Genomic DNA, 26,167 nt, shown 5'->3' with positions numbered 1-26,167 from the left:
CGCACTTCAGGATTATTGCGCATGACTTTTTTTATCATGCAAAACTATATGCGATTAAATTTGTGCGCAAGAGGTGGTTGGCCGGTGGGATACATTGCAAATTTCAATTCCTCTATGGTGCGATTAAAAGGAAAAAGGCCTAACCAAAACAGATATTCATTGTAATTTCAATTCCTCTATGGTGCGATTAAAAGTAAAAAAGTATTGCTCTTTTTAGGAATAGCAAAGCAATTTCAATTCCTCTATGGTGCGATTAAAAGTCCTGCCTTCATACGCGGCGCCTGAAGCGTACTCCCATTTCAATTCCTCTATGGTGCGATTAAAAGTTGTGCCCACCAAAATCCACAGTATTATCCGTAATAAATTTCAATTCCTCTATGGTGCGATTAAAAGATGTATTCAGGTGCAGTAATTTCATCCGTTGTATAATTTCAATTCCTCTATGGTGCGATTAAAAGCTTCGTGTTAAAAAAATGGAATTACTGGCAGGTGAATTTCAATTCCTCTATGGTGCGATTAAAAGTTATCAGTTTCGGATTATATTCTTCGTGTTAAAAAAAATTTCAATTCCTCTATGGTGCGATTAAAAGCCGGCCTTGACAATATCCATTCTACAAGGCTTAGTTATTTCAATTCCTCTATGGTGCGATTAAAAGAAGTAACGTAATGAAATTTAAGGTGGGGCTTTACTGATTTCAATTCCTCTATGGTGCGATTAAAAGTTTTTTCATACTTCATTTTCCCTTCCTTACCTCTTCCATTTCAATTCCTCTATGGTGCGATTAAAAGTTTTGCGCTGCCTGATTTGCTTTTAACGCGGCTTCTGTTATTTCAATTCCTCTATGGTGCGATTAAAAGAAATCTTTTTGAACGATTCTCTATTTTAACATCCAAATTTCAATTCCTCTATGGTGCGATTAAAAGCATAGGTGGTCTTTTCACGGTAGGGGGCCTTTTCAATTTCAATTCCTCTATGGTGCGATTAAAAGTGCTTTTATGCTTAATCTCTGTCCGTTGGCTTCTGCCATTTCAATTCCTCTATGGTGCGATTAAAAGTCCTAATTCAGAAATATCGGCCTTGTTGTTTACAACATTTCAATTCCTCTATGGTGCGATTAAAAGTTCACATCAATTCAAGTGTTTCTTTTATGTTTAGCGTTATTTCAATTCCTCTATGGTGCGATTAAAAGTGGAAGTAAAAGGGACAACAGTAGTTCTTTCTCAATTTCAATTCCTCTATGGTGCGATTAAAAGTGGTAGTACGGTTTTTACAGTTGCCGAAACCTTAGCAGAATTTCAATTCCTCTATGGTGCGATTAAAAGGTAGGAGGTCTTTTCATGGGCCTTATGCAATTAAAAAATTTCAATTCCTCTATGGTGCGATTAAAAGTTAATTACTATTTAGCGGCACATCAATCTTGTTCCCATTTCAATTCCTCTATGGTGCGATTAAAAGCTTCACCCCTTCCGGTTTGATTAAGGTAGCAATCAATTTCAATTCCTCTATGGTGCGATTAAAAGAGGAAAGCGTTTGAGGAACTAAAAGATGGAAGATACCATTTCAATTCCTCTATGGTGCGATTAAAAGATACTATTACAATCCCGGAGGAGTTTATGACAAATCATTTCAATTCCTCTATGGTGCGATTAAAAGTCATTCTTGTCAATATCAATTTGGTCTTTTTGATTTATTTCAATTCCTCTATGGTGCGATTAAAAGCAAATGGGATGAAAGATTAAAAAAAATACAAGATAATTTCAATTCCTCTATGGTGCGATTAAAAGTACTGAATCCAATCCCTACAAGATAGCAGCCCCATAATTTCAATTCCTCTATGGTGCGATTAAAAGCATTATATACTGCGGCAATATCCGATGCAAAAGCATATTTCAATTCCTCTATGGTGCGATTAAAAGATAAACGATGGGAATAATCTACTTGCGCCTCGTTATTATTTCAATTCCTCTATGGTGCGATTAAAAGATTCAGCACAGGACGGGCAGGTATTACACGCATATTTAGATTTCAATTCCTCTATGGTGCGATTAAAAGTCTATGACTGGAAACGGTGGTAAATTCTTAACTAATGAATTTCAATTCCTCTATGGTGCGATTAAAAGTGCCACTTTTTCTAAGGATTAAGGAGCAAATAAGCGAATTTCAATTCCTCTATGGTGCGATTAAAAGCTTCGTTTTCAATATTTCTAAGGGTTAAAATTTTAAATTTCAATTCCTCTATGGTGCGATTAAAAGATTCCCATAACCATAAGGATAAGCTGCTCCTATCGATTTCAATTCCTCTATGGTGCGATTAAAAGAAATCAGAGCAGGATAAAGCCACAAAAGGGAAGATTATTTCAATTCCTCTATGGTGCGATTAAAAGTTAAAACTCAAAAAATGAAAATAAAAATTTTCAAACCCATTTCAATTCCTCTATGGTGCGATTAAAAGTTGCAATTCCCTCAATCGGCGACCTTGTACTTTCATTTCAATTCCTCTATGGTGCGATTAAAAGTTCCATCTTTTCTATTAGTTTGTAGGTATGAACTATATTTCAATTCCTCTATGGTGCGATTAAAAGCACCTGTTGGATTACCTGTACTCCACGATTTTACTTATTTCAATTCCTCTATGGTGCGATTAAAAGCCTTAATAATGCTCCCTTTATTGCCGAGTGTTTGCACATTTCAATTCCTCTATGGTGCGATTAAAAGTAGATAAAAACAGGTTTGTTAATTGGGCTTCTCCATTATTTCAATTCCTCTATGGTGCGATTAAAAGAGTCCAGTCAAAGCACTTAGTCCGGATAAGTACGCAATTTCAATTCGTCTATGGTGCGATTAAAAGTAAAGAGCTGAGAAGGTTTCAGACATGGCGGGGGGATTTCAATTCCTCTATGGTGCGATTAAAAGCCGGGCTGACCTTTGAAGCGCAACGCGAATCAGCCCAATTTCAATTCCTCTATGGTGCGATTAAAAGTTTCATCATCGTAACGGTATATTATGACTACCTGTATTTCAATTCCTCTATGGTGCGATTAAAAGCCGGTATGGTGGTTACGTCCGTACAAAAGTTACCCATTTCAATTCCTCTATGGTGCGATTAAAAGTCGTAATCCTGGTTAGCATAACCGACCTTAATCGTATATTTCAATTCCTCTATGGTGCGATTAAAAGCGGGATAATATCCACCTGCCATTCTATCATGTATGTTTATTTCAATTCCTCTATGGTGCGATTAAAAGTTTCAACCATACAATACTAACAACGCACTTAGATATTTCAATTCCTCTATGGTGCGATTAAAAGAACGCAGAGTTTATCAGCGCACGCACTACATCATATTTCAATTCCTCTATGGTGCGATTAAAAGTCTTGCTTGCCATGGTGGGGTTTTTAATTTATTTATATTTCAATTCCTCTATGGTGCGATTAAAAGCCAGGAAACAAAAAACGACATCAAGCAAGGAACGTTATTTCAATTCCTCTATGGTGCGATTAAAAGTAAAAGTAAAACATCAATTGACGATGCGGTTTTGTATTTCAATTCCTCTATGGTGCGATTAAAAGAAATAGTTCCTGTTGTACTGATAACTTTTCTATCAGTATTTCAATTCCTCTATGGTGCGATTAAAAGTGGATGCCTAAGAATTAAAGGCGATACGTTTCACCATTTCAATTCCTCTATGGTGCGATTAAAAGTTTGTCTGTTTTATCATTCAATGATTGCAGATGAGAAATTTCAATTCCTCTATGGTGCGATTAAAAGCAGAAATCGCAATGGGAGAAAACGTTCCATCATAACATTTCAATTCCTCTATGGTGCGATTAAAAGTACCAAATAGGTTAACACAATTACAGAGAGATAGCAATTTCAATTCCTCTATGGTGCGATTAAAAGTTCAACAACGATTTACTCCACACCTGTACATGCAAGATTTCAATTCCTCTATGGTGCGATTAAAAGTTTTTGTTCTTGTTTGAATTTTACAATCTTGTTTAATTTCAATTCCTCTATGGTGCGATTAAAAGTTAAAAGAACAAATTGAAATCGAATTGTCTAAGTCATTTCAATTCCTCTATGGTGCGATTAAAAGACCAGTAATAGGAATCATTGCGGCGTTGTTTTTCCATTTCAATTCCTCTATGGTGCGATTAAAAGTTTTGTTTTTATTTTGATTAATTAATTACTATTTAGATTTCAATTCCTCTATGGTGCGATTAAAAGCTCTCGCCGAAAAGATTAAAAAGCATCGCGTACATATATTTCAATTCCTCTATGGTGCGATTAAAAGTATCGCTCTTTGATTCATACCAACAAGAATCATTTAATTTCAATTCCTCTATGGTGCGATTAAAAGAAAAAGAAGAAAAAGAAGGCGATGTAAGTTATCGCATTTCAATTCCTCTATGGTGCGATTAAAAGCCGTCCAAACGGCAACAAAAAAACGCCTCTTTTTCAAGGCTTTGCAAAAATAAAAAATCCAATTTTTTATCCCAAAAAATTGTCGAAGTACAATCATACTACTGATAGCGCACTTCGACAATAACAGATTTGCGCTGATGCTCAGGTCTTTACTCCATAATGTCAAAGAACTTTCTGCTTCTGAAGACCTTTTCTCAAGGACTTCGACAACTTAAAGCATGTTATCAATCTCATTTTTCTCTTTTCCGATAACTTGTTTCTCTAACCATTTTTCCTGGCGGCTGCTAAAGATAATCAGGCTGTCCGATTCGATTTTCATAATTTCCTTTGCTTCAATGATAAGTTCTTTCAATTTCACTTCCGTTAGCTCTCCCTCAAACACGCTGTTCTGAATCCAGTTTAAATACCGCCGGCAGAGCTTCAGCATTTTACCAACTCTTTTTGTATCCACATCGTAAACCAAAATCACATACATTTTTTAAAGATAATAATCCTTTCCGATACACTAGTAAACCAACAAATAATCCTGATTCTTTCTCTCACTCGGTTCTCGCACTCTCACCGTCTCTCACCACCATGCCTTAAATGGTTTGTATTCCTCCATTCCCAAAATATGCTTTACGAGTTTATAGCATTCCAGTTTTACCAGATGCTTATAACTCACGCTTCTTCCCAATGACCGGTGTTTAATGGTTTCATTTAATTTTTCATCCCAGGCTTTTACCACTTTTTTTCTTCCGCTATCTTTCAGTAAACATTGGTTCAGTTGATGGTCAAAATCATTTCCCTGAATTACTTTTTTATTCATCAGTGCAAAAATTAAACGATCCGCTAAAAGCGGTTTAAATACTTCTGCCAGGTCAAGCGCCAGGGAAAACCGCCGAAATCCGGGCTCGTGTAAAAAACTGATAGTTGGATTCAACTGTGTATGATGGGTCATATCCAGGCAAAGCGTGTAGCACATCATATTTACAAACGAAACCATGGCGTTTACTTCGTTGGATGGTGGCTGCTTACTGCGATTGCCCATTTCAAAATCATTAATGATCAGGTCGAATGCTTCATAATAAGTTTGCCTGATGTTTCCTTCCACTCCCATCAGCATATCAATCGCAGTACAACATGGAATTTGAAGCATGAGGCTTTCTATTTTTTCTATCTGGGGCGTGGTGTCTTTTGAGCGGTTATTGTAATACCGCAGGTTTTTCACCATATTGAAAGAAGCGCCTTCAATAAATTTTTGCGCGATAACCATCCTGTGTTTTAATTTGGAATAAGCATTGGTTTGAGCGACTAAAACTTTTCCACTTAATAAATATTCCTTCGATAAAAAGCTGCCTGTATAATGTTCATAAAAATCGAAAAAATGTACGCTTATTTTTTCTTTTCCAAGAAAATTGTACAAGGCGCTATTGGCATCAAGGCTGCCAAAAGTATATAGGTTATCTACTGTTTCTACAGGGATGTATTTCGGTACACCTTCATTTCCGTCTTCATCCGTAGGAACAAATTTGAGCGTATTATCTTTGCGGCTCATGCGGCCGGGATTGAAGAGGTAGTAGGATTTTTTCATACATTAAAATATTTATCCCGGTGCCAGTTTTCAGGGTTTTGGACAATATAATTTTCTATTCTGTCGTATTCTTTTTTATTTCTAATTACACGGTCATGAAACCGGCTTTGCCAATGAAAATTCAGTTTGGGATATTGCTGCCTGATAGTTTTTGAACAGGCAGATTTATAGGATCGTATAATGGCAGATACCGAACCGGATTTGGGTGAAATTTCAGACATGAATTCGTTTCCCCCTGTAGAGACGTTGCATTGCAACGTCTCTACAGGGGGATCATTTATAATGATAATCCCGTGCACATGATTGGGCATTACCTGGTATTCGCCTAATGAAACATGCTGAAAATGGTCAGGGATTGCCCTCCAGTTTTCCTCAGCAATCCCGCCCGCTTCCGTCAAAATCATTTTGCCATTGTTACATTCACCAAAATAGCAAATACGCTGCCCCGTACAAATGGTAATAAAATACGCGCCTTCATTACGGTAATCCCATTCCTGCCATCTGGCCGATTCTATTCTGAATTTATTTTTGAAAAGCGACATCTTATTGTTTAATCAGTACCTGTGATGAATTTTAATAATTATTCCCCCACATAACACAATTCATAGTAGCTGCAACTCTTACAAATTTTGCTATTGATCAACGGCGGGCAAGATTCCGATTCTATAAGTTCTGTTATTTTCAAAAACATAACTTTCAGATATTCCTTGTCAACAAATGAAAGGGTTACTTCCTTGGTGATTCTTAATTTAGGGTATTCCAGTATGGCCGTTACGCCTTCTATTCCGTTTAGTTCCATCAGGTAGATATAAAATTTTACCTGCCATTCGTGCGCCTCTTCTATTTTGTCGCTGCGCTTTATTTCATGAATTATTTTTTCTTTAGCATCATAGAAATCAATTTTGCCAAACAAATCCATTCCATTGTTTAGCGTAAACGACAAATCAATTTCACGGTATTTTTCCGCTCTTTGCGGGTAGCTCGTTTCGTGTAATAATTTTCCATCATAAACAGTATCGGAAGTATGTTCCATATTAATTCCGTTGGCAAACAACCACAGTTTTCGATGGCAGATGTGATAGTAATTGATGTGCGTAGCGGTGATGTTCATTTTTTCTATACTGCTTATTACTAATTACCGGGGTAAAAAGAGGCTTTAAGAAGACACCTTCAATTTTAAACAGTGAAGCAACAAATAATGAGAATTTTTATTTTTTTAAGATAGCTGGATTTTTGGTTTCTAATTGGTGAATTCATTTTTCCACAATCTTCCTGCAAGTATTTCGGCCACATAATTTTCTACGCATTTTTGACGAAAAGCAAACCAGGCTTCTCTTTCATCCGATTGATGGATGATGGTATTAAAACGGCTGAAAGGTTTTCGCCCGGATAAGGCATCTGACAATCTTTTGCTGATGCGGCTTTCAGGCAAGATGCTTACAAATTGTTCCATAAACGAAAATGATTCCGTTGAATCCGGCGGGTTGATGGTAATCGTTCCTTCCCAATCGCGGTTGATACGTTTCAGGTCTGCATAAAAAGGCTCGCCTTCTTCCTCATCTTCATTCTCATCATCCTCATCTTCATCAAACATCATGGTATCAGCAATTGTCTGTGGAATATTAATTATTTCCAACGTATCGGGATTGATATAGCAAACCAGCCCGGCGCTCAAACTGTCAGCCACATCTTTCACCAGCGATGCATAACGTTCGGGAATAGCAATAGTTTCGGTTGTAGCATCGTCTTCTGTATAAAGTTCATTCAGCATATACTGATGCAACTTTTCCAGTTGTTCCGGTTTGTCTTTCAGCGACCGAAGCATGATGAGGATTTCGTCTATGGGGTTGTTGGGGTTCATTGGCTTTGCCAGAATATTGTTTTAAAGAATTTTATCATAATGAAAAAGAATGCTTCAATAATACTTTAAATTAAAAAATCTTCACCCGATATTTTTACCCCTTTATCTGAATCATAAGCATCAATGCTTAATTTAAATAATTCATTATATTTCTCATTATGCCCCAAAACCGGCGCAATGTCTTTATTTCTCAATCTTACCGAGACAATATGATTTGACATTTTTTTCAACAAAGTTTGCATTTTCAGATTCAAAATTTTAATTGCTGCCCAATCTTTTTGTTGTGATTGAATTTTGCTTTGTACTTCCATATTCAAATCCAAAAGCGTTTCAAAATTTATATCATCCTTATTTATTGGCACATAATATTGCCTTTGTTCACCATAGGTCTGTTCATCTATTAACTGAAACTTGCCAATTTTTGCATAAGCACACTCTTTAATATCCTCCAAAAAATCAAGTTCCAAATTGAATGCCTTTTGGGAATGTTTTGCGAAATGAAGTTCTGTTGCAATCTTATCAAAAAATGCTTTTTGAACCCTCAGTAATTCTTTTTCTTCAAAAGCCGTTTCCAATCCTAAAGCATTTTTGGTAAAAGTCAAAATGTCTTTATCTTTTCCACTTCCATAAATTAAATTGGCTCTTGATTTTCCGTCTTTTACCAAATTGAAAAGAACAACTTTCCCTATGTTTTCCAATCTGCCATTCCTATTGCAACGTCCCGCCGATTGTACAATGCTTGAAACCAATGCAAAATCACGGTACAAAACAGGAAAATCTATATCTACACCCGCTTCTATAAGTTGTGTGGAAATTAAAATTGTTTTTTGGTTTTTCTCAAGCCGTTCTTTAATAATTTCAAGTTTTTTCTTTCTGTCGTTTGGGGTAAAATGCGTATTGAGCAAATACAACTCATTTGCTGTAAAGCATTCAGATAAATCTTTAAATAAATCCTTACTATCATCAATGGTATTCAGAATTACCAATACAGAATTATTTTCTGCTATAATCTTCTCTGTTAATTGCTGAATATTGATTGGCTCTTTCCAATAATCTATTTGATAACGATTGAAAACATTGCTTTCAAAATATTTTTGATGTTCAAGCAGAGAAGCAGGTTTTTCATAATCAGGAAAGAAATTCTTTATTTTATCTTCCTGCGGCAATTCAAAATTTGGTTGTGTAGCTGTAGAAATAATTGCATAGCAATCAAATTTTTCGCAGAATTTGGTTAGGTAAGCAACAAAGAATGTGTATAATCGTGGTGGCAAAGATTGTATTTCGTCTAAAAGGAAAATGGATTTTGAAAAATTCGGCAACTTTAAAAGTGTCGCATTATGATTGCTTAAAAGTGTTTCAAAAAACCGGACAAAGGTTGTAATTACAAACGGATAAGCAAATACCTGTTCCTGAAATGCCAGAAAATCTAACTCTTTAATGTTTTCAGATGAAGGATTAGCGTCCAATAGTTCCTGAATTTTATCAAACAGTTGATTGCCGCTTTTGGAATCAATTCGCTGTATATAATTCTCTTGTCTATATTCTTTAAATATATCCAAAACTTCTTTCTCAACCTGTTCAGTAATTGACAAAAAAGGAAGTGCATACATTATACGATAATTGGCTTTAGTCTGAATAATTTCAGAAGCTAAGGAAAGTAACATAATTGTTTTTCCTGAGCCTGTCGGTGCTGTTAGCTCAAATACTCTTTTATCTTTTTGCAAAAGACCTTGAATATTCTTAATGCTTTCTTCTCTGATTTCAGTTCTTAGTTTATTTAATTCAGAATTTGGTTGAAATTTTGAAATATACTTTTTAAGTGTTTCAGGATAGATTTTGCAGAAACTTTCAATTTTATTCTTATCCTCATCTATTGTTTTGGCGTTCATTGCATCGGCTTTATCTGCCTGGATAAGTGATGCAAAGGCAAATTGTGTATTGAGAAAAAAGTCTAAATATTCTTTAGTATGTTTTGGATTGAATATTATTTTATCTAAAAAATGATTTTGAACTTTATCATCATTTAAAAGCTGTTTAAATGATGTTATCTGTTTAAAATCTTCAAATCGTTTTGTATATTCTTCACTCGGTAATCCATTGGCTTTCTTACTCAGAAAAGTATATAGCTCCTTTATTTCATCCTTATTCAAAATATACGGTTCTGTTTCTAAATTAGCCTTTGGGATGAAATCCGGTAAATGACCGTGATGTTTAGCTATGATTATCAGTAAGGCGATTAATTCATTTTCGGTTAATATTTGAACACCTAACCATTTTTTAAGCCAATCAAAATTGTTTTTATTACACCTGAAAGCAGCATAAAATGCAAACGCTGATAAATAAGCGTGGTGAGAATATCCGTTATTTCTTTGATTTAACCTGTCCTGAAAAAAAGGATTAATCTTTCCTAAGTCGTGAAAAATAGCTGCTAATTCTGCAAGTTTTGATACTGTTAAATTCTTAGTTAGTTTTTGAGTATTAATAATTACTCCATCTACGTGAGTAAACAGAAGTTTGTCAGGATGCGATTTTAATTGTCCTACATCAGCCATAAATTTTCTGTAACTTGTTCTGTGTTTTGATAATGATAATATTTACCTTCAACAATAAGTTTATAGGGGAAATCAGGATAAATAATTTGCTGGTATTTGTCCGGCAAATTCCAAAAGTCATCATTTTGATAAGTAGGTAATTTATCAAACCCGACTCTGAATTGTCCTGAAACTTTTGGCTTATGTATTGTTGAAACAAAAGAAGAAGTTCCAAATTCACTTTCCTGCATTTCTGAAATTGTACCTTCCGATTCAAACTTCAAATTTGCAGGGCAATTATGCCAGCCTAACACGGGTGTGTAAATAGCCTCATTATTTTTTATTGCTGCTAAAAAATTTTCAAACTCATTTTGTGAAGCATCGTTTTTTAAAGCAAGCGTTATTTTGAATGCAGGGTTTCTCAAAAACTCAAAATATTTTGGCGAGCCCGGTGCAGTGGGGTTTATTGCCGTTCTACTGGTAAAGCCCCAAGACACTTTTTTTACCTGGCTAAGCAACTGTACTGCATACAATAAATTGTCAGATAATTGCGGAAATAATTTTTTCATTTCCTGCCTTTCAACTCCCAACACGGCACCAATTAAACCAATAACTCCCGTTTTGGTAATTAAATCATGTGTAAGCGGATTGTTGTTGGTTTCAGGCTTTTTGAAATGTCCCCAATTGCCTTCAGCCATAAATTGAAATGCTTTCATTTTTCATTATTTGACAAGTCAAAATTGAATTTCTTCAAATTTATCTTTTCCTGTAAACTCGTTTTTAATTGCATCTATTTCAGTATAAAATTTGATTTTGCTGATTTTATCTGATTCCGCAACAGTCAATAGTTTGCTGAAATCAAATTCAACATCTTCTATGGAACGCAGTTGTTCATCTTTTTTTTCTTCTTTATTTTTCAGTTTAATAAGCTGGTCAATGCTATAAACCTTTTTATTGGTTTCTGCATAAACTATTTCCAAAAGCAGAATAGAATTTTGTCCTGATTTGGTACGGGAATGAGAACTTCCATCACCGCTTGTTCCATACCAAAGTGCCTCAAAGAGTTTTTTCAAATCATCGTCTGTCAGTCCTGTTGTTTCTGCAACTTTAGGATTGAGCCAACCATGAATTTGAATTATGGAATATGGTACAACAGTTGTTGTTCCTATTGAGCCTTGAGTATTTTCTGCTTTTGACGTAAAATGTGTTGTGTTTTGATGCATTCTTAGATTAACGCTATTTAGCGATGGATTAAGCAACGCAAATTGTACAGGACCTGTAAATTGAACATGACCGTTTTTACATGGCTTTCCTTCAACTTTAAGAGCTTTTGTTTCATCATCCTTTAGTGTTGAAATCCCTCCAAAAAGTCTAACATCAATTTGTTCTTTTAGTACCTCTCCAATATCAGTTAGTTTATTGGGGTTTCTATTTTCTATTATCCATTTCAGAACTCCTTTGGAATCGGTTTTACCTGCTCCCGTATTTTCCGATACATATATCGGCCATCCTTTTTCTTCAAAATATGTTCTTGCATATCGCTTTATTCTTACATCACTTACCAATATCTTTTTGGTTTCTTCATCAAAGCGTTGTTCACCTGTAAAAGGGTCGCCGTTGGGAATGTTGTACGTAGTGTCGTACACAAACAGTATTTCCGATTTGTGTTGAATAGTATCAGCCATTTTAATTTGTTTTAAATATTAGTAAATTAGTTTTCGCTGTTTGTGATTTCTTTTTTAGGAATTGGTTTGAAGTATGCCTCAAAAAATCCGAAAGCACTTTCTTCCCTGTCGTAAACTCCTTTAAAATCTTTCACTTTTTGAGATAACTCATAAGAGGTTTGGTAAGTGAATTTCGTTTTTTCGTGCATGATGAGCTTCTGCTCAATATCATTTTTAAGTTTTACAAAATCGTTTATTGTGCTTATCCGCCGGGATAAATTACCTACGAAATTTTTTTCAAAGGATTTTATCGGCGACTTGTCGCCTGAAAAATTTTTGGCTAAGCTACCCAACAGATTTCCTATTTGATAGCTTGCAGAATTTGTAATATCCATATATCTGTTATTTTGATTGTTTTGAATTGAAAGAAGAAATTCTAAGTCGAATTTTAAGAAATTGAATTTCGGGTCACCCGCTCTAATCGAAAATTCAACGTTTTGAATGAAATGCGGAAATAAAGTACCATCGAAATGATAATTATCCGTATATATTAGAGGAAGTATTTTCAAAAAATGAGATTGATAAGATGGAACAGGTTTTAACCCACTGCCAGTTTTAGTTCTATTTACAAACTTTACTCTTTTTTCTTTTTCATCAAAAATGGCCTTCCCCATTATATTTGTTAAAGACCATTCCAACTTAAATTGCTTTCCTTTAGGGAAAATATTCAATCCTCTATTCCTTATTCTTTGAATAGTGGCTCGTATTTTACTTTTTTCAATCCCCGAAATTTCTGACAAATCAACTTCCGTTCTTTCCCCTTTTTTGGAAAAAATCACATCAAAACTGGTTATGTTTTCAATGTCTGATTTTTCAAAAATATCAAACAAAGGCTCTCCCTCATTTTCCGAATTGTTCTCATTTTCATCCACTATTCTTTCTTCGTCTCCCTTCTGTTGAAACTCAACATAGTTGTCAGCAGTCAAATTATTTCCATGTGGTAGCACAATAATTTTTATATTAGTTCCTGGAATGAATTTGCCTTTTTTAGAGAAATCAATTGCATAAAATAAGTCTTGTATTTCCTCGTTAGAAAATGATTTTGATTTAAACTTAGCAGCCAGGTCAAATCCAGGAAATTGAATATCATTCTTTTTATCTCCTGAGCATAAAGTTTTGTAGAGTGTTTTCTTTAAAACAAATCCATTATCAGATTTATCAACGAAGTCTAAAAACATTTTTTCATTTATCTGAGCTAATTCCTCTTTGTAGTCGTACCATTGTTTATTCTTCGGAAATTCAAATTGAATAAAAATTTCACCATTGTCATATTCTAAAAGTTTCTTTCTTTTTTCTTCGTCTAATTCGGCTTCACTAATTCCTAATTTTTTCAGAGTAGCTTTACTTGTTTTTTGAAGTAGTTCTTTGATTGTATATTCTTTAATGAAAGCATCGTCCTTTATAAAAGAAAGAAAATCCTTTTTTGATGGATTTTCTAAGTAATATTTAACAGCGGAAATTTTGCCTAAAATAGTTTCTATAATTGTCTGGTCTTTTGAAAAGGCATTTCTAAATTTTAGCAGAACAAATTTTTCTTTGTCAATGTTTTTAATGATACTCTCAAAATCCTCTGCACCTCTGTCAAAAGAACTTTTGTTGTATGGCGGTTTGGCATTTTTGCTTTCTAAGCGGTAACCGCCACCTTCAGCTGTTTCAACTGAACCATCTTTTTTAATTGTAGCAGTTGTTGAGTAATAAATGTCGCCAAAAATATATTTCATCAAACCATCACTATCGGAAGTTTTAAATCTTAGATAATAAAGTTTGTTCCTTGCATTCTCCGGTGTTTCTTTTATATTATTCCAATCAAAGCTAAAATCCTCTAACACCGGAACCGAAATACAAAACGGATAGTTTCCATCTTTGTCTGTTGGGCACGGCGAAACATACTTAAAATACTTTAAGTTATCAGGGGCATTTCGCAATGCTTTACCAATTTTTAAAACTGTGTCTAAACTCATAAGTTACAATTTTAATTCTTTCTAAATGTACAATCTATGTTTTTTCACACCCCCTCCAACACCCTCATCATATTCTTCCTCCTTTTATAAACTTCCTTATACTTCAAAAGCAATTTGGAAACTACCTCTTTCCCGCCTTCAAATCCCTTCATTTTCTTCAACACCCTGCCCACATTATTGTATGCATTTTGGTCAGTAATGAGAGCCTGCTTTTCCACATAATTTTGGTACGCATCAAATATTTCTTTGGCATAAAGCGGCTTCAGGTATTTTTGATATTCTTCCAACTTTTCCGCGCCCGATTTTACACAAAGCGCAAAAAGCCGTTCCCACATTTTATGCTCTATCAGCATGTCTGCCTTCAGGTCGTTGAAACCAAAAAAACCATTGTCCATTTTACTAAGCAGACGTTCCAATGTTGCCAGCCAATCTTTTTCGGGCGTATATTTTTTTAGTTCCCCATAATATTTTCTGCTGCCGCTTCGCTCCTCACAAAAAAGTTCTTCAGATGTAGAAAGTATTTTATCAAGATTTTTTTGCAGCTTATAAATAGACAGCAATTCAGCTTTCCAGCTACTTACCGTTCCGGGATGCTTTTCCTGGATGGCTATTTTTATTCCGGCCTGTATCAGTTCTATTGCACCGGCATACCGCTTTTCTTTTATTAATTTTTCCATACGCAGTTTGCGTACCTTTTTAAAATGGATGTATTCGCTAATGGCTCTTTCTGCTTCATCATCCAGTCCTGCTTTTTGCAGCAAGTTGATTTTGCTCACAGCCGCTTCTTCTCTTCTGTAATCAGAACCTGCATTGCTGATGCGTTCTTCCATATCGGCCAGATTCTTTTGCAGCATTTCCGGGGTATCGGTAAAATAACTTTCCAGCGCACTCAAATCGGTATTCAGTCCTACGTATTCATGTTTTGCCGTGAGTTTATGTTCTTTACTATACCACTCAAACAACGCTTCCTTTTGCGTTTTGGATAAGCGGTTTTCTTCCAGCAGTTCGGTGAGAAGGTCAATAGCACCGTCGTACATCACCTGTACATCGCCTTCGTAATCAAAATCAGGATTCCACTCATCAGGAATGGTTTCTATCAGCGCCTGGCATATCAACGCGGCTTCGTCTATATTACCCGCCTCCAAAAAAAACCTGGCTTTACCCAGTAATTCTTCCATATCTGCCGCTACATCTTGTGCATCGAATCCATAATCATCCCATTGATTATAACGATTTCCTGACCTCGAAGAATTATTGAGGAAAGCCGCTCTTACCTGGTTTGCATAGCTTTTCTTATTTCCTGCTATTTTTTTTACGGGATTAAAACGGTCATTGAATGCCTTCCTGAATTCCTGGTTCCTGTTGAAATAATCAAGAATAAACTGGTGTAACTCCTTGCCGTCACAATGTTTCAGCATCTCTGATATGGTAGTATCTTTAGTCATCTTATTTTATAATAGCTTTAGCGTTAAACAAAATCCCACCACCTCCGGCCTTCTCACCCACAAACTTATTCCTCCTCACTGTCAATTACCGTCAGTCAAAAAACTTTTTTTTCTCTTTCTTCAAAAACTCTTTAAAACCTTTGCTATCCAATACTTCTACCTCTCCCGGCAAGCCCATTACAAAACGCCCGATGCCCTGGTAGCCGGCTACAGGAATTTTTAAATGATAATGCCCATCTTCTTCATTAACATGGTCGCGGCATAAAGGAAATTCTTCCAGCAACAAATTACAGGCTTTCAAACTGAGCTTGGCTTCCACATTATCAATTGGTTTTGCAGACGAAATTCTGAATGCATCTGTAAAAGGAACTTTATGTAAAAGTTCATTTTCCCAATCCCGGTTTATCAATTCAATTTCGTGTATGCGCGCCAGCTTAAATTGCTTGCAGCTTTTGGTTTCATATTCGTAGCACCAAACGGATCTGTAATCCGGCAGATAATCAAATGGCTCCACCTTCCTGTCCCTTATTTTATCGCTGTTGGAGGAGCGGTAACTTTTGAGGTTTACCTGTTTTTTATTCCGGATCGCTTCGCTCAATAGTTGAATTTTGGTAAGGTCATCGCTCTGCTGTAACTGCGCCAATGCTTTATAATCATAAAGCGAATTCAATTTTCGGATTAATTGTTCTTTTACTGGCGAAGAGCCTTCTATTAATGCAAGTGTTTCGTACAATATCAGCACTTCTTCTTCCGAAAAGTGCATCAGGTTTTGCAGTGAGCGTGTGGAAGCAGAAGTTCTTTGTAAACGATAGCTGCCTTTATTCTTTTCTAACACGAAGCCTGCTGTTTCAAGAGTTTCCAGGTATCGATACACTGTCCTCCCGGAACTTTCAATTTTCTCCATCAACTCGTTTAAAGAATGCCAGCGCTTGCCGGCCAGCATCATTAAAAGCCGTAACAGTCTTTGAATTTTCTGCTGATCCATAGTCTATTTTATCGTTTTTTTGCATCCACTCTCTCACCCTCTCACTCTCTCACTCCTCTACTAAACTACTTCCACACATCCCATCCCCTGTGCATTGTACAATCCCACACCAGAATTCAACAATAACTCAACGGCTTCTTTTTTACCTTTCATTTTGATCTCAAAATTGTTGAATCCGCGGATTCTGGTTTCCGCATCCGTACCGGCTTTAATAGTGATTAACCGGGATTTTGGTGGGTTTTTATAAAAGAGGACTTGAATAAATGCATTTGCCATAATCTGCTCTGCTGCTTCATTTTCAAAAACCGCTTTGCATTTTTCCTCCCAGTTTACAAAAAGCATTTCTTCATAACGGTCATCTGTAGGCGATAAAAAAGTGTAATTCCGGTTTTCATTTTTTAATCCGCAAACTACCGGCGACAGTGGCCTTAACAGAACTTCTATTTCTTCATCTTTTTGAAACAAATCCAAAGGCGATGCAAGAGATTCCACCTGCTCTACCGTAAAACTGGTTTTGCTTTTCCGGTCGGCAATATCTATTTGTTGCGACAGGAACAATCCTTTAATAAATGCTTCTGCCGCCATGGGCAAATGAAAACAAACAACGGTTTCGATTTTATTGGATAATAAAATCAACCGGTCGCCATCAATTTTGAAAGGGCATTTTATATCCGAAAAAGTAAATAGTTTAAATCCTTTGCCATAACCCGTTTCATGAAGAAACGAGGAATATTGCGCATCGGCATTTTGCAATATTTTATAGATGGCCGATGCTAACGGATATTGATAATTCACAGGAATTTTCGCAATCTTAGTAACAGTTTGTAATGTAAGCCGAAATCTCATAAACTACGTAAGGCAAAAGCAGTAAGGCAAGAAAATAATGGATTACAAGATAAGGAACAATTGCTATTCGATGTAATAAATTTTAATTTGCTCAACAATTGTAATGAGTGAACAAGAGTTCGAAAAAAATTTTATCAACTTCTATTTCCCTTGTGTTTCGGTTATATCTTCCCGATTATATTCAAATTCTCAACGCGATGAAATGGCCACGCCGCAAGCAACTTTCTTCTAACCTTAAAAATTTTTCATGCGGCTTACATTGAGGTTCTGAAGGGGACAGTGTGAATTATAAATACATTGCTTTCACAATCCCTGCCGGCATAAAAGCCTTGTTCATCGATTTTTGCAAGTGCCCGTTTTTATTAAAATAATATTCAAGTGACACACCGGCTACAATAAGAGTTTGAGAAAGCGTAGGTGTAGGTAGGGATATGATTTGCTCAGAAACCGGCTCTTGATTATAATTAAAATTTAAAGAAGTACTGAAACCACCAGTTTCTCTTCCAATCTTCAAATCACAGCCACCTGTTGCGATATGGCATTTTACTAAAACCGTACCAGCAGGAGCCACAATGTTTTTGGCAGGCACAAACGCCGGTATTTTTATTTGCAGCATACCGTCAGCGGTTTTCGTTACTTCCAGGGGAACCCTCCATCTTTCTGCAATCGTATTGCCTTCTGTAAAGCTAAAGTCATTCAAAACGGGTATCGGATCACAGGGTTGCCCAGGGTCAAACCCGGAACGTAGCCAACTGAACAAATCAGACACCAGCCTCGTTTGCATTTTATTATCTGCCGGAAACGGGATCACCGGAAGAAGTTGCTGCCGCAAAATTTTGCCTGCACGGGATGCTTTACCAAATTCGGTCGCCCGCTTTTTAGTGGCTTTGGTTTGTTTAATACCGCCGGAGACAGAACGCGCATAGTATTTATCACCGCGCTTATAAAATATAATGTTCCCGATCTTCCCGGTGATCTGTAAATTAATTTGTGATGGCATAAGTAATCTGTTTTATAGTGATAGGTAAAGCATCTCTCTCTGCCGGTTTATGCATTAATGTTCCCTGTCTTAAGTAAGGCATCTTCATACCAAAGCCATACTATCGCCCACTCAACAGCGGCATAAGTCCGGGATATCCCGGACTTATGCCGCTGTTGTACACAAGGAATCCTGTAGTAAAACGTGCGGAGATAGCGGTTTAGTGTTGCCCGCAGGTAGTATTACAATACAATAAGGCCTGTCAGGTATCTTGTTGTAATGAGGCAATCAATCTCTCAATAACGAATTGACTTTTTCAAAAGAGATTAAGGAATATTGTTGCGCTGTTAATAAGATTGCTTTTTCACCCGGAATGTAAAATGCTTTTGAGAAAGAAAACTAAAGGTAACAATGATTACGGTCGCAAATATTTTGGAAATAGTAGGATAAAAATGAAAATACTGAACCATTATATTCAGCAATACATAATTAAGAAAAAGGTTGATAATTACTATCAGCACATACCTGAAGAGTTGTGTATAACCCCTGAGGTATGATCCGCTGAATACAAGGTATTTGTTTAGTAAAAATCCAAGGGGAAAAGTAATGCAAAAGGCCATGCCAAGTGCGGCATTGTAAGGTTTCAACACAAGGAAACCCAGGTTAAGATCATGCTTTTGAAGGATAAAATTAAAGCTGATGTAGAAAAGAAAAATATCGAGCAACATATTGCTTCCGCCGCAAACAGCATAGCGAAATGTCTGTTCGGGCATTATCTTTTTAAAAGGAGGATAAAAAAAATCTATGAATGAAATGATTTTTTCCCGCATTAAAAAACGTTGTGAGTGAATACTAAAATTCCCGGAAACTGGCCGGGAATTTTTGTAAACATTTTACGTGTGAATTTTTTTATTTTAAAACATACCTAAGTCCAATACCAAGTGCCAGTGTAGAGCCTGTAGAAGGGGCCAGGTAGAAAAATGGATCGAGACCCAAACTCACATTAACAGGGGCATCAGGGATTTTGTAATCAAGGCCGCCTGTCAGCCGCAATGCAAATGAGGCGCCACTATGATTGCCCGTACCGATGCCAAGCATTCCTCCACCACCCACAAAATATTGCAAACCCTCAGCGCCATTGATCGGGGCCTGGTACTCATACAAACCTTCTATGCCTACGCCACCGCTGTAGAACAGAAGCGAACCCTCAAGAGCAGTGTTTACTGCGGTAGAATGGCGAACGTTCAGACCTCCAACGGAACCATCTCCAATGTAGAATTTAGCACCGAGAGACGTTTGGTAGGTTTGAGCGTTAGCACCGAGCGCTGCAAAAAAGAGAAAAGAAAGTGAAAGAAATACTGCTTTTTTCATGACCATGATTTTAATTTAGCCGCAAAAATATTGTTTAAAAAAGTGTAAAGAAAATTTTTTCTTTATTTATATATCGTTGGCCAAAAGTATTATAAACGCTGCTCCGGTATTAAGATTTAAAATAAGATTAGGATAATTTTTTGTTAAACAAAAGTGGTTGCTTGTGCTTCTTAATTCTGTGCTATTCTTTTGTAACTAAAAAATACAATAATTATGAAAACAAAAATTCTACTATCGTTTGCTCTTTTATTTTTCGCAATAATTAATACCAATGCACAGATTACAAAAGGGAGGTATTTATTAGGAGGAAGCGCTTCTTATTACAATTCAAGTACTGATAATAACAATTCGGGATATTTAAATCTTCAATTTGGAAAAGTTGTAAAATTAAATACCGTTGTTGGAATCACCGGCTCATTATCTGCATCGAAAAATCATTATGGAAATAATGGTTATAAACTGTACCAGTACAATGCAGGAATTTTTTATCGTAAATATAAACCCCTTGTAGAAAAGCTCAATTTTTTTGCTGAAATGGATGCCGTATTTCAACACGGATCAAATTATGGAACCTATTTTTTTAATGTGGGTCAAAATCTTTATACCAATTTGAACGGCATACAATTAAGTTTCATACCAGGCCTTTCTTATGCAGTGACAAAAAATTTGCAACTGGAATTAACCATGCCAAATCTTGCCACTATTTCTTATGCCAGCATTAAAACAGTTGACAGCAAACTGCCTGCTGGTGTTTCACCACAAAAAGGGAATAATTTTTCTGCCAACGTAAACTTGAATGCAAACCTCATAAACAATTTCGGAATAGGCTTCAAATTTCTTTTAGGTAAATAATTATTATCAACCGGATTGTCAAAATAAAAAATAATCCGGTTGATTTTTTTTATTTAATTATATAATTGTTCCTGCAGATTTTTTATTCTGTCATCAGCCAGGTATTCATCATAAGTATACAATCTGTCAATGATGCCTTTAGGTGTAATTTCTATAATTCTGTTGGCAACCGTTTGCATAAACTGGTGGTCGTGGGTAGTCATCAAAACGATTCCCGGAAAGCTGATCATCCCATCATTAAAAGCCGTGATGCTTTCGAGGTCGAGATGGTTCGTAGGTTCATCGAGCATTACCAGGTTTGGATTTTGAAGCATCATTTTGCTGATCATGCACCTTACTTTTTCGCCGCCACTCAGCACACTCGTTTTCTTTAAAATTTCATCGCCACTGAAAAGCATTTTACCCAGAAAGCCTCTTAAAAAATCTTCATCTACGTCAGTGTAATGAGCAGGCACAAACTGGCGAAGCCAATCCAATAAAGTAAGATTGTTTTCGAAATATTCTGAATTGTCATTTGGCAAATACGCCGTGGTAATAGTTGTGCCCCATTCAAACTGCCCGTGATCGGGTTTTATTTTATTATTGATAATTTCGAAGAAGGAAGTAAGCGCCACAGGATCGCGACTTAAAAAAGCGATTTTTTGCCCTTTCACTATATCGAAGCTAACGTCTTTAAACAATATTTTTCCTTCAATGCTCTTTGATAATTTTTGAACATTTAGGATTTGATTTCCTGGCTCTCTTTCCGGTTTAAAAATAATACCGGGATATTTTCTGTTACTGGGCGTGATGTCTTCAAACACCAATTTGTCCAACGCTTTTTTCCTGGAAGTAGCCTGTTTTGATTTGGAGGCATTGGCACTAAACCGTGCAATAAATTCAAGAAGATCTTTTTTCTTCTCCTCCATCTTTTTATTCTTATCAGTAGCCTGGCGGGCGGCAAGCTGGCTGCTTTCGTACCAGAAAGTATAGTTGCCGGTATAAATTTTTATCTTTTGTTTATCCACATCAGCAACGTGCGTACAAACGGCATCTAAAAAGTGACGGTCGTGGCTCACTACCAAAACAATATTTTCATAATCGGCCAGGAAATTTTCAAGCCATGAAATAGTATTCACATCAAGGTTGTTTGTTGGCTCATCCAACAATAAGATATCAGGATTTCCGAAAAGCGCCTGCGCCAGTAAAACACGCACCTTCATATTTGCCGCCACATCTTTCATCAATATTTGGTGAATATCATCAGGAACGCCCAATTGATTTAATAAAGTAGCCGCATCGCTTTCTGCTGTATAACCTCCCATTTCACCAAACTCCGCCTCCAGGTGACCGGCTCTCATGCCATCTTCTTCATTAAAATCTTCTTTCATGTAGATAGCGTCTTTTTCCAACATGGTATTCCACATTTTTTTGTGGCCCATCAAAACCGTATTTAACACAGTCACCTCATCAAACTCAAACTGGTCCTGGCGCAGAACGGCCATCCTTTCGCCCGGCGAAATAGACACGGAGCCTTTATTAGGCTCGATTTCACCGCTGATAATTTTTAAAAAAGTAGATTTCCCCGCACCATTGGCACCGATAATTCCATAACAATTTCCCTTAACGAAATTGATATTTACCTCGTCAAACAAAACTCTTTTGCCAAATGCCAGCGTCACATTGTTTACACTTATCATTCCTCAATTTTTTTGAGGCGCAAAAGTAAGACTTTAAAAGGAAGCTGCCTTATCTGAAGAGAATTTTAAAGAAGGTATTAACAGGAAAAGTTGTAAGTTGAGAGTTGGGAGTTGTAAGTTGAGAGTCTTAAAATTAAATCTCAACTATTTAGCTTGTTCACTGGACTTTCCTAACGGCGGGACGTCCGGTGCCGACCGCTGTGCCTTTTGGTGCCGGACGCTAAAACCCTCTTTTTCCATCAAAATTTTCCAGCTCTTTTGCAACTGCATTTAAGAATGTAGAGCCTAAAGCGCCATCGATAATGCGGTGGTCATAACTCATAGAAATGAACATCATGTGGCGGATGGCGATGCTATCACCCTGCTCGGTTTCGATAACCACCGGGCGTTTTTTTATAGCGCCTACAGCAAGTATGGCAACCTGGGGCTGGTTAATTATAGGTGTGCCCATAATGCTTCCAAATGTGCCCACATTGGTGACAGTAAATGTTCCGTTAGCAGTATCATCCGGGTTTAATTTATTATTTCTCGCAGCATTGGCCAGATTATTCACTTGTTTGGTGAGTCCGGTTAAATTGAGTTGATCGGCGTTTTTAATAACCGGAACAATCAAATTTCCGGATGGCATTGCAGTTGCCATTCCAATATTGATATCTTTTTTAATAATAATTCTGTCACCATCAACGCTGCTATTGATGAGCGGATATTTCTTAATGCATTTGATAATAGCTTCAATGAAAAGCGGCGTGAATGTTATCTTTTCTCCTTCTCTTTTTTCAAATTCCTTTTTATTTCTTTCACGCCATAACACAAGATTAGTCACATCACATTCCGAAAAACTTGTGACGTGGGCACTTGTATTCTGGCTGTCAATCATGTGCTTCGCAATCATCTTCCGCATTCTGTCCATTTCAATAATCTCTACGTTTCCGGAATAAACAGCTGCGTTAAAATCCTGCCGCTGAGTGGTAGCCGGCACTTCGTGAACATGTGCAGATTGAAAGCTCTTATCCTCTTTTTGCCGCGGCGCATTTTTTCTTTTTTCCAGGTAGGCCAAAATATCTTTTTTGCTTACTCTTCCGTCCTGTCCCGTGCCTTCCATATTTTCTAATTCGCTCATCGAAATTCCCTCGCTGGAAGCAATGTTTAAGACCAGAGGAGAATAAAACCGCATACCGGACCCTGCATTGCTTACTGATTTCTTTTCTTCAGGCTGATAAGGGACTTCTTCCATTATTTCAGCCTCTTCATGTTCCTGGTGATTGGAATATTTTTCTTCAGGTTCAGGCGCCTCTCCGGAGGTTTCAATTTTAGCAATCACCTCTCCGATAGGAACCACATCGTTTTCCTTATATAAAACCTCAGTAATAATTCCATCTGTAGTTGAAGGCACTTCGCTATCTACCTTATCAGTGGCAATATCGAGCACAGTCTCATCCGTTTCTACCTTATCACCTGGCTTTTTATGCCACTTCAAAATCGTGGCCTCCATGATGCTTTCTCCCAGTTTAGGCATTATCAGGTCTATAGTGCTCATAAAAATATTTTAAGATGATAGCATATAAATTTCAATCAAAAATAAGGGAATTTGGTTAGAGAGTGAGAAGGTGGGAGGTGAGAAAGTCAGAGGGTGAGAGTTGAAAGTTGGGAGTTGGGAGCTGAGAAGGTTTAGGGGTTTAGATGGTTTAGGCTAAACCTGCTAAACTATTCTCAACTGTCTAAACTATTCTAATTATTTACTCAAAATCGTATGCCCCATTTTATCCCTTTTTGTTTGCAGGTATTTCTCATTGTATTTATTGGGCAAAATTTCAATAGGAACGGTGTCTACAATTTCCAGTCCGTATCCGAGCAGTCCGGCTCTCTTCTTGGGATTATTACTTATGAGTTTTAATTTTGAAATATTAAGGTATCGCAAAATTTGTGCGCCAACGCCATAATCTCTTTCATCCATCGAGAAGCCTAATTTAATGTTGGCTTCTACCGTATCCATTCCTTCTTCCTGCAGCTTATACGCTTTTAATTTATTCAGCAAGCCAATGCCGCGCCCTTCCTGGTTCATATAAAGCACTAATCCTTTGCCTTCTTTTTGAACCATCTTCATAGCATTGTGCAACTGATCGCCACAATCGCACCGGAGCGAGCCGAGGATATCACCAGTCATGCAACTGGAATGCACTCTTACCAAAACCGGCTCATCTTTTTCCCAATCACCTTTCTTTAACGCCATGTGTACTTCGCCGGTGTTTAACTGCGTAAAAGCAATGAGTTCAAATTCACCATACTTTGTGGGCATTTTCACTCTTACATCTTCTTTTATCAATGTCTCTTTTTCCAGACGATAGGCGATGAGATCTTTAATAGAAATTAATTTGAGATCATGCTTGTCTGCAATTTCCCTGAGTTGAGGCAAACGCGCCATCGTACCATCTTCATTCATTATTTCCACTAATACGCCTGCTTGTTCATGCCCGGCTAATTTGGCCAGGTCAATGGTTGCCTCTGTATGGCCGGCCCGTCTAAGAACGCCACCGTTTTTAGCGCGAAGAGGAAAAATATGGCCCGGCCTTGCAAGGTCTTCAGGCTTGGTATCCGGGTCGATTATTGCTCTCACCGTTCTGGCACGATCATGCGCAGAAATTCCTGTGGTGTTACCATGGCCCAATAAATCCACACTGACGGTAAACGGCGTAGCATGCAGCGCAGTGTTTTTATTGACCATTAAATCAAGCATCAGTTCATCGCATCTTTTTTCTGACAAGGGCAAACAAATCAATCCCCTCCCATGTTTGCTCATGAAATTAATTATTTCAGGTGTTACATTTTTTGCCGAAGTCACAAAATCGCCCTCATTTTCGCGGTCTTCGTCATCAACTACTATCACCAGCTTGCCTTTTTTAATATCTTCAATAGCTGCTTCTATCTTATCGAGCATAAATTTTTTTTATAAGCAAAGTTAAATCATTTAAAAATCCGCATTTTTCGCAATGCGTAATATTAACAGTGAACAATGATGTATTACGGGATGATTTTATTTTTTTTGATGATATTTAATAAGACCCTCCATCGGCGTTCTTAAAAAATTACCCGGTTGCAAATCATAATTTAAACAAAGCTGTTCTACCACTTCCCTGAACCCATAAGCGATGCCCCCCGTGAAATGGATTGGCAATTTTGGACTTTCTTTATAGCTGATAACGTGGGTGAAGAAAAAATCGTTAAGGCCGTCTTCGATAATGTTTTCAATCATATAATGGCCGCGATTTTTTACCAGGAAGGCAACAAAAGAGGCAAGGTAACGATTAGGAAGCGGCTTTTTATAAACCGATTCAAGTATTTCATTGTCTGAAGTTTGAAACGCCGCATCAAATTTTTCTCTTAGCTCATTATCAAAAATTCTATATAAATAGTGCTGAATCACCTTTTTGCCGAGATACGCCCCGCTACCTTCATCGCCTAAAATAAATCCCAGACCCGGGCTATTCCTGACGATCTTTTTTCCGTTATAAAAACAGGAGTTTGACCCGGTTCCCAAAATACAGGCGATTCCTTTTTCGTCTCCGCATAATCCCTTTGCTGCCCCTGACAAATCGTTATCAACGGTAGCTTTGGCCCCCGGAAACACTTTTTTAAATACTTTTTTAAACATTTGAATGTTGGCGGGATTTTTACAACCTGTCCCATAGAAAAATATTTCATCTATTTTATTGCGCTTTAGCATGGGGATCACTTCATTACTTAAGATTTGTTCAGCCTGTGCCTCATTTACGAAATAAGGGCTCAGGCCCTGGGTAGTAAACAAAGTTTTAGCCTTGTTTTTTATCAGGCACCATTCTGTTTTTGTGGATCCACTGTCAGCAATCAATTTTATAGAAGGTATCATTTTATCGTGTTTATTGAGGAAATTTGCAACTTCTTAAAAATAAAAATAGA

The 26,167-nt window shown here is 36.9% G+C and carries 20 protein-coding genes and 1 CRISPR repeat array; of the genes, 1 reads left to right on the top strand and 19 read right to left on the bottom strand.

Features of this window, described 5'->3' with window-relative positions; all coding sequences use genetic code 11:
- Positions 1-100: 100 nt before the first annotated feature.
- Positions 101-4,427: a CRISPR direct-repeat array (repeat unit 30 nt; unit sequence ATTTCAATTCCTCTATGGTGCGATTAAAAG).
- 211 nt (positions 4,428-4,638) lie between these two features.
- From cas2 to EFY79_RS10285, 15 genes are all read right to left on the bottom strand, one after another.
- The gene (cas2, locus tag EFY79_RS10355) at positions 4,639-4,902 is read right to left on the bottom strand and encodes a CRISPR-associated endonuclease Cas2 (protein ID WP_123120635.1); all 264 of its coding nucleotides are present in this window, start codon (positions 4,900-4,902) and stop codon (positions 4,639-4,641) included.
- A gap of 93 nt (positions 4,903-4,995) precedes the next feature.
- Positions 4,996-6,000, bottom strand: coding sequence for a type I-B CRISPR-associated endonuclease Cas1b (gene cas1b / locus EFY79_RS10350; RefSeq protein ID WP_123120634.1), 1,005 nt, complete (start codon positions 5,998-6,000; stop codon positions 4,996-4,998).
- A complete protein-coding gene (locus EFY79_RS10345) occupies positions 5,997-6,542 on the bottom strand; it encodes a transposase (protein ID WP_123120633.1) in 546 nt (181 codons plus the stop codon). The genes cas1b and EFY79_RS10345 overlap by 4 nt, the downstream gene beginning before the upstream one ends.
- Before the next feature lie 38 nt (positions 6,543-6,580).
- A complete protein-coding gene (cas4, locus tag EFY79_RS10340) occupies positions 6,581-7,111 on the bottom strand; it encodes a CRISPR-associated protein Cas4 (protein WP_123120632.1) in 531 nt (176 codons plus the stop codon).
- 129 nt (positions 7,112-7,240) lie between these two features.
- Positions 7,241-7,861, bottom strand: a complete 621-nt coding sequence (locus EFY79_RS10335) for a UPF0158 family protein (RefSeq protein WP_123120631.1) — start codon at positions 7,859-7,861, stop codon at positions 7,241-7,243.
- Between the two features lie 65 nt (positions 7,862-7,926).
- A complete protein-coding gene (cas3, locus tag EFY79_RS10330; RefSeq protein WP_123120630.1) occupies positions 7,927-10,413 on the bottom strand; it encodes a CRISPR-associated helicase Cas3' in 2,487 nt (828 codons plus the stop codon).
- A complete protein-coding gene (cas5, locus tag EFY79_RS10325) occupies positions 10,401-11,108 on the bottom strand; it encodes a CRISPR-associated protein Cas5 (RefSeq protein WP_123120642.1) in 708 nt (235 codons plus the stop codon). The genes cas3 and cas5 overlap by 13 nt, the downstream gene beginning before the upstream one ends.
- An 18-nt stretch (positions 11,109-11,126) precedes the next feature.
- Complete coding sequence (gene cas7b / locus EFY79_RS10320; RefSeq protein ID WP_123120629.1) at positions 11,127-12,077, bottom strand: type I-B CRISPR-associated protein Cas7/Csh2; 951 nt, start codon at positions 12,075-12,077, stop codon at positions 11,127-11,129.
- A 26-nt stretch (positions 12,078-12,103) separates the two neighbouring features.
- Positions 12,104-14,077 (bottom strand): hypothetical protein, encoded by a 1,974-nt coding sequence (locus tag EFY79_RS10315; protein ID WP_123120628.1) that lies wholly within the window; start codon positions 14,075-14,077, stop codon positions 12,104-12,106.
- 44 nt (positions 14,078-14,121) lie between these two features.
- Entirely contained in the window at positions 14,122-15,522 is a 1,401-nt protein-coding gene (locus EFY79_RS10310; RefSeq protein ID WP_123120627.1) for a hypothetical protein, read from the bottom strand.
- A gap of 91 nt (positions 15,523-15,613) precedes the next feature.
- Positions 15,614-16,507 (bottom strand): helix-turn-helix transcriptional regulator, encoded by an 894-nt coding sequence (locus tag EFY79_RS10305; RefSeq protein WP_123120626.1) that lies wholly within the window; start codon positions 16,505-16,507, stop codon positions 15,614-15,616.
- A 60-nt stretch (positions 16,508-16,567) separates the two neighbouring features.
- The gene (gene cas6 / locus EFY79_RS10300; RefSeq protein WP_123120625.1) at positions 16,568-17,353 is read right to left on the bottom strand and encodes a CRISPR-associated endoribonuclease Cas6; all 786 of its coding nucleotides are present in this window, start codon (positions 17,351-17,353) and stop codon (positions 16,568-16,570) included.
- Between the two features lie 286 nt (positions 17,354-17,639).
- Complete coding sequence (locus EFY79_RS10295; RefSeq protein WP_123120624.1) at positions 17,640-18,353, bottom strand: hypothetical protein; 714 nt, start codon at positions 18,351-18,353, stop codon at positions 17,640-17,642.
- A gap of 326 nt (positions 18,354-18,679) precedes the next feature.
- Complete coding sequence (locus EFY79_RS10290; RefSeq protein WP_233577974.1) at positions 18,680-19,105, bottom strand: GtrA family protein; 426 nt, start codon at positions 19,103-19,105, stop codon at positions 18,680-18,682.
- A gap of 136 nt (positions 19,106-19,241) precedes the next feature.
- The gene (locus tag EFY79_RS10285; RefSeq protein WP_123120622.1) at positions 19,242-19,703 is read right to left on the bottom strand and encodes a hypothetical protein; all 462 of its coding nucleotides are present in this window, start codon (positions 19,701-19,703) and stop codon (positions 19,242-19,244) included.
- Positions 19,704-19,916: 213 nt separating this feature from the next.
- On the opposite strand from EFY79_RS10285, the gene EFY79_RS10280 reads away from it, so the two are divergent.
- Positions 19,917-20,555 carry a hypothetical protein gene (locus EFY79_RS10280; RefSeq protein ID WP_123120621.1) on the top strand — a complete coding sequence of 213 codons (639 nt, stop codon included), beginning with the start codon at positions 19,917-19,919 and terminating at the stop codon, positions 20,553-20,555.
- A gap of 53 nt (positions 20,556-20,608) precedes the next feature.
- On the opposite strand, the gene EFY79_RS10275 is transcribed toward EFY79_RS10280, so the two are convergent.
- The 4 genes from EFY79_RS10275 to EFY79_RS10260 all read right to left on the bottom strand — a co-directional run bounded on the left by EFY79_RS10275 (position 20,609) and on the right by EFY79_RS10260 (position 26,117).
- Positions 20,609-22,234, bottom strand: coding sequence for an ABC-F family ATP-binding cassette domain-containing protein (locus EFY79_RS10275; RefSeq protein ID WP_123120620.1), 1,626 nt, complete (start codon positions 22,232-22,234; stop codon positions 20,609-20,611).
- Positions 22,235-22,454: 220 nt separating this feature from the next.
- Entirely contained in the window at positions 22,455-23,771 is a 1,317-nt protein-coding gene (locus EFY79_RS10270; protein ID WP_123120619.1) for a dihydrolipoamide acetyltransferase family protein, read from the bottom strand.
- 195 nt (positions 23,772-23,966) lie between these two features.
- The gene (locus EFY79_RS10265; protein WP_123120618.1) at positions 23,967-25,169 is read right to left on the bottom strand and encodes a bifunctional 3,4-dihydroxy-2-butanone-4-phosphate synthase/GTP cyclohydrolase II; all 1,203 of its coding nucleotides are present in this window, start codon (positions 25,167-25,169) and stop codon (positions 23,967-23,969) included.
- 96 nt (positions 25,170-25,265) lie between these two features.
- Positions 25,266-26,117: a BadF/BadG/BcrA/BcrD ATPase family protein gene (locus tag EFY79_RS10260; protein WP_123120617.1), complete on the bottom strand. Its 852-nt coding sequence runs from the start codon at positions 26,115-26,117 to the stop codon at positions 25,266-25,268.
- Between the last annotated feature and the right edge of the window lie 50 nt (positions 26,118-26,167).

The organism is Hanamia caeni, from assembly GCF_003721595.1.
Classification (GTDB): Bacteria; Bacteroidota; Bacteroidia; order Chitinophagales; family Chitinophagaceae; genus Ginsengibacter; species Ginsengibacter caeni.
This window is presented reverse-complemented; position numbering and strand designations above follow the sequence as displayed.

Coding starts and splice junctions, on each gene's coding strand:
- cas2 (WP_123120635.1), bottom strand. CDS start 4,902: ATGTATGTGATTTTGGTTTACGATGTGGATACAAAAAGAGTTGGTAAA.
- cas1b (WP_123120634.1), bottom strand. CDS start 6,000: ATGAAAAAATCCTACTACCTCTTCAATCCCGGCCGCATGAGCCGCAAA.
- EFY79_RS10345 (WP_123120633.1), bottom strand. CDS start 6,542: ATGTCGCTTTTCAAAAATAAATTCAGAATAGAATCGGCCAGATGGCAG.
- cas4 (WP_123120632.1), bottom strand. CDS start 7,111: ATGAACATCACCGCTACGCACATCAATTACTATCACATCTGCCATCGA.
- EFY79_RS10335 (WP_123120631.1), bottom strand. CDS start 7,861: ATGAACCCCAACAACCCCATAGACGAAATCCTCATCATGCTTCGGTCG.
- cas3 (WP_123120630.1), bottom strand. CDS start 10,413: ATGGCTGATGTAGGACAATTAAAATCGCATCCTGACAAACTTCTGTTT.
- cas5 (WP_123120642.1), bottom strand. CDS start 11,108: ATGAAAGCATTTCAATTTATGGCTGAAGGCAATTGGGGACATTTCAAA.
- cas7b (WP_123120629.1), bottom strand. CDS start 12,077: ATGGCTGATACTATTCAACACAAATCGGAAATACTGTTTGTGTACGAC.
- EFY79_RS10315 (WP_123120628.1), bottom strand. CDS start 14,077: ATGAGTTTAGACACAGTTTTAAAAATTGGTAAAGCATTGCGAAATGCC.
- EFY79_RS10310 (WP_123120627.1), bottom strand. CDS start 15,522: ATGACTAAAGATACTACCATATCAGAGATGCTGAAACATTGTGACGGC.
- EFY79_RS10305 (WP_123120626.1), bottom strand. CDS start 16,507: ATGGATCAGCAGAAAATTCAAAGACTGTTACGGCTTTTAATGATGCTG.
- cas6 (WP_123120625.1), bottom strand. CDS start 17,353: ATGAGATTTCGGCTTACATTACAAACTGTTACTAAGATTGCGAAAATT.
- EFY79_RS10295 (WP_123120624.1), bottom strand. CDS start 18,353: ATGCCATCACAAATTAATTTACAGATCACCGGGAAGATCGGGAACATT.
- EFY79_RS10290 (WP_233577974.1), bottom strand. CDS start 19,105: ATGCCCGAACAGACATTTCGCTATGCTGTTTGCGGCGGAAGCAATATG.
- EFY79_RS10285 (WP_123120622.1), bottom strand. CDS start 19,703: ATGAAAAAAGCAGTATTTCTTTCACTTTCTTTTCTCTTTTTTGCAGCG.
- EFY79_RS10280 (WP_123120621.1), top strand. CDS start 19,917: ATGAAAACAAAAATTCTACTATCGTTTGCTCTTTTATTTTTCGCAATA.
- EFY79_RS10275 (WP_123120620.1), bottom strand. CDS start 22,234: ATGATAAGTGTAAACAATGTGACGCTGGCATTTGGCAAAAGAGTTTTG.
- EFY79_RS10270 (WP_123120619.1), bottom strand. CDS start 23,771: ATGAGCACTATAGACCTGATAATGCCTAAACTGGGAGAAAGCATCATG.
- EFY79_RS10265 (WP_123120618.1), bottom strand. CDS start 25,169: ATGCTCGATAAGATAGAAGCAGCTATTGAAGATATTAAAAAAGGCAAG.
- EFY79_RS10260 (WP_123120617.1), bottom strand. CDS start 26,117: ATGATACCTTCTATAAAATTGATTGCTGACAGTGGATCCACAAAAACA.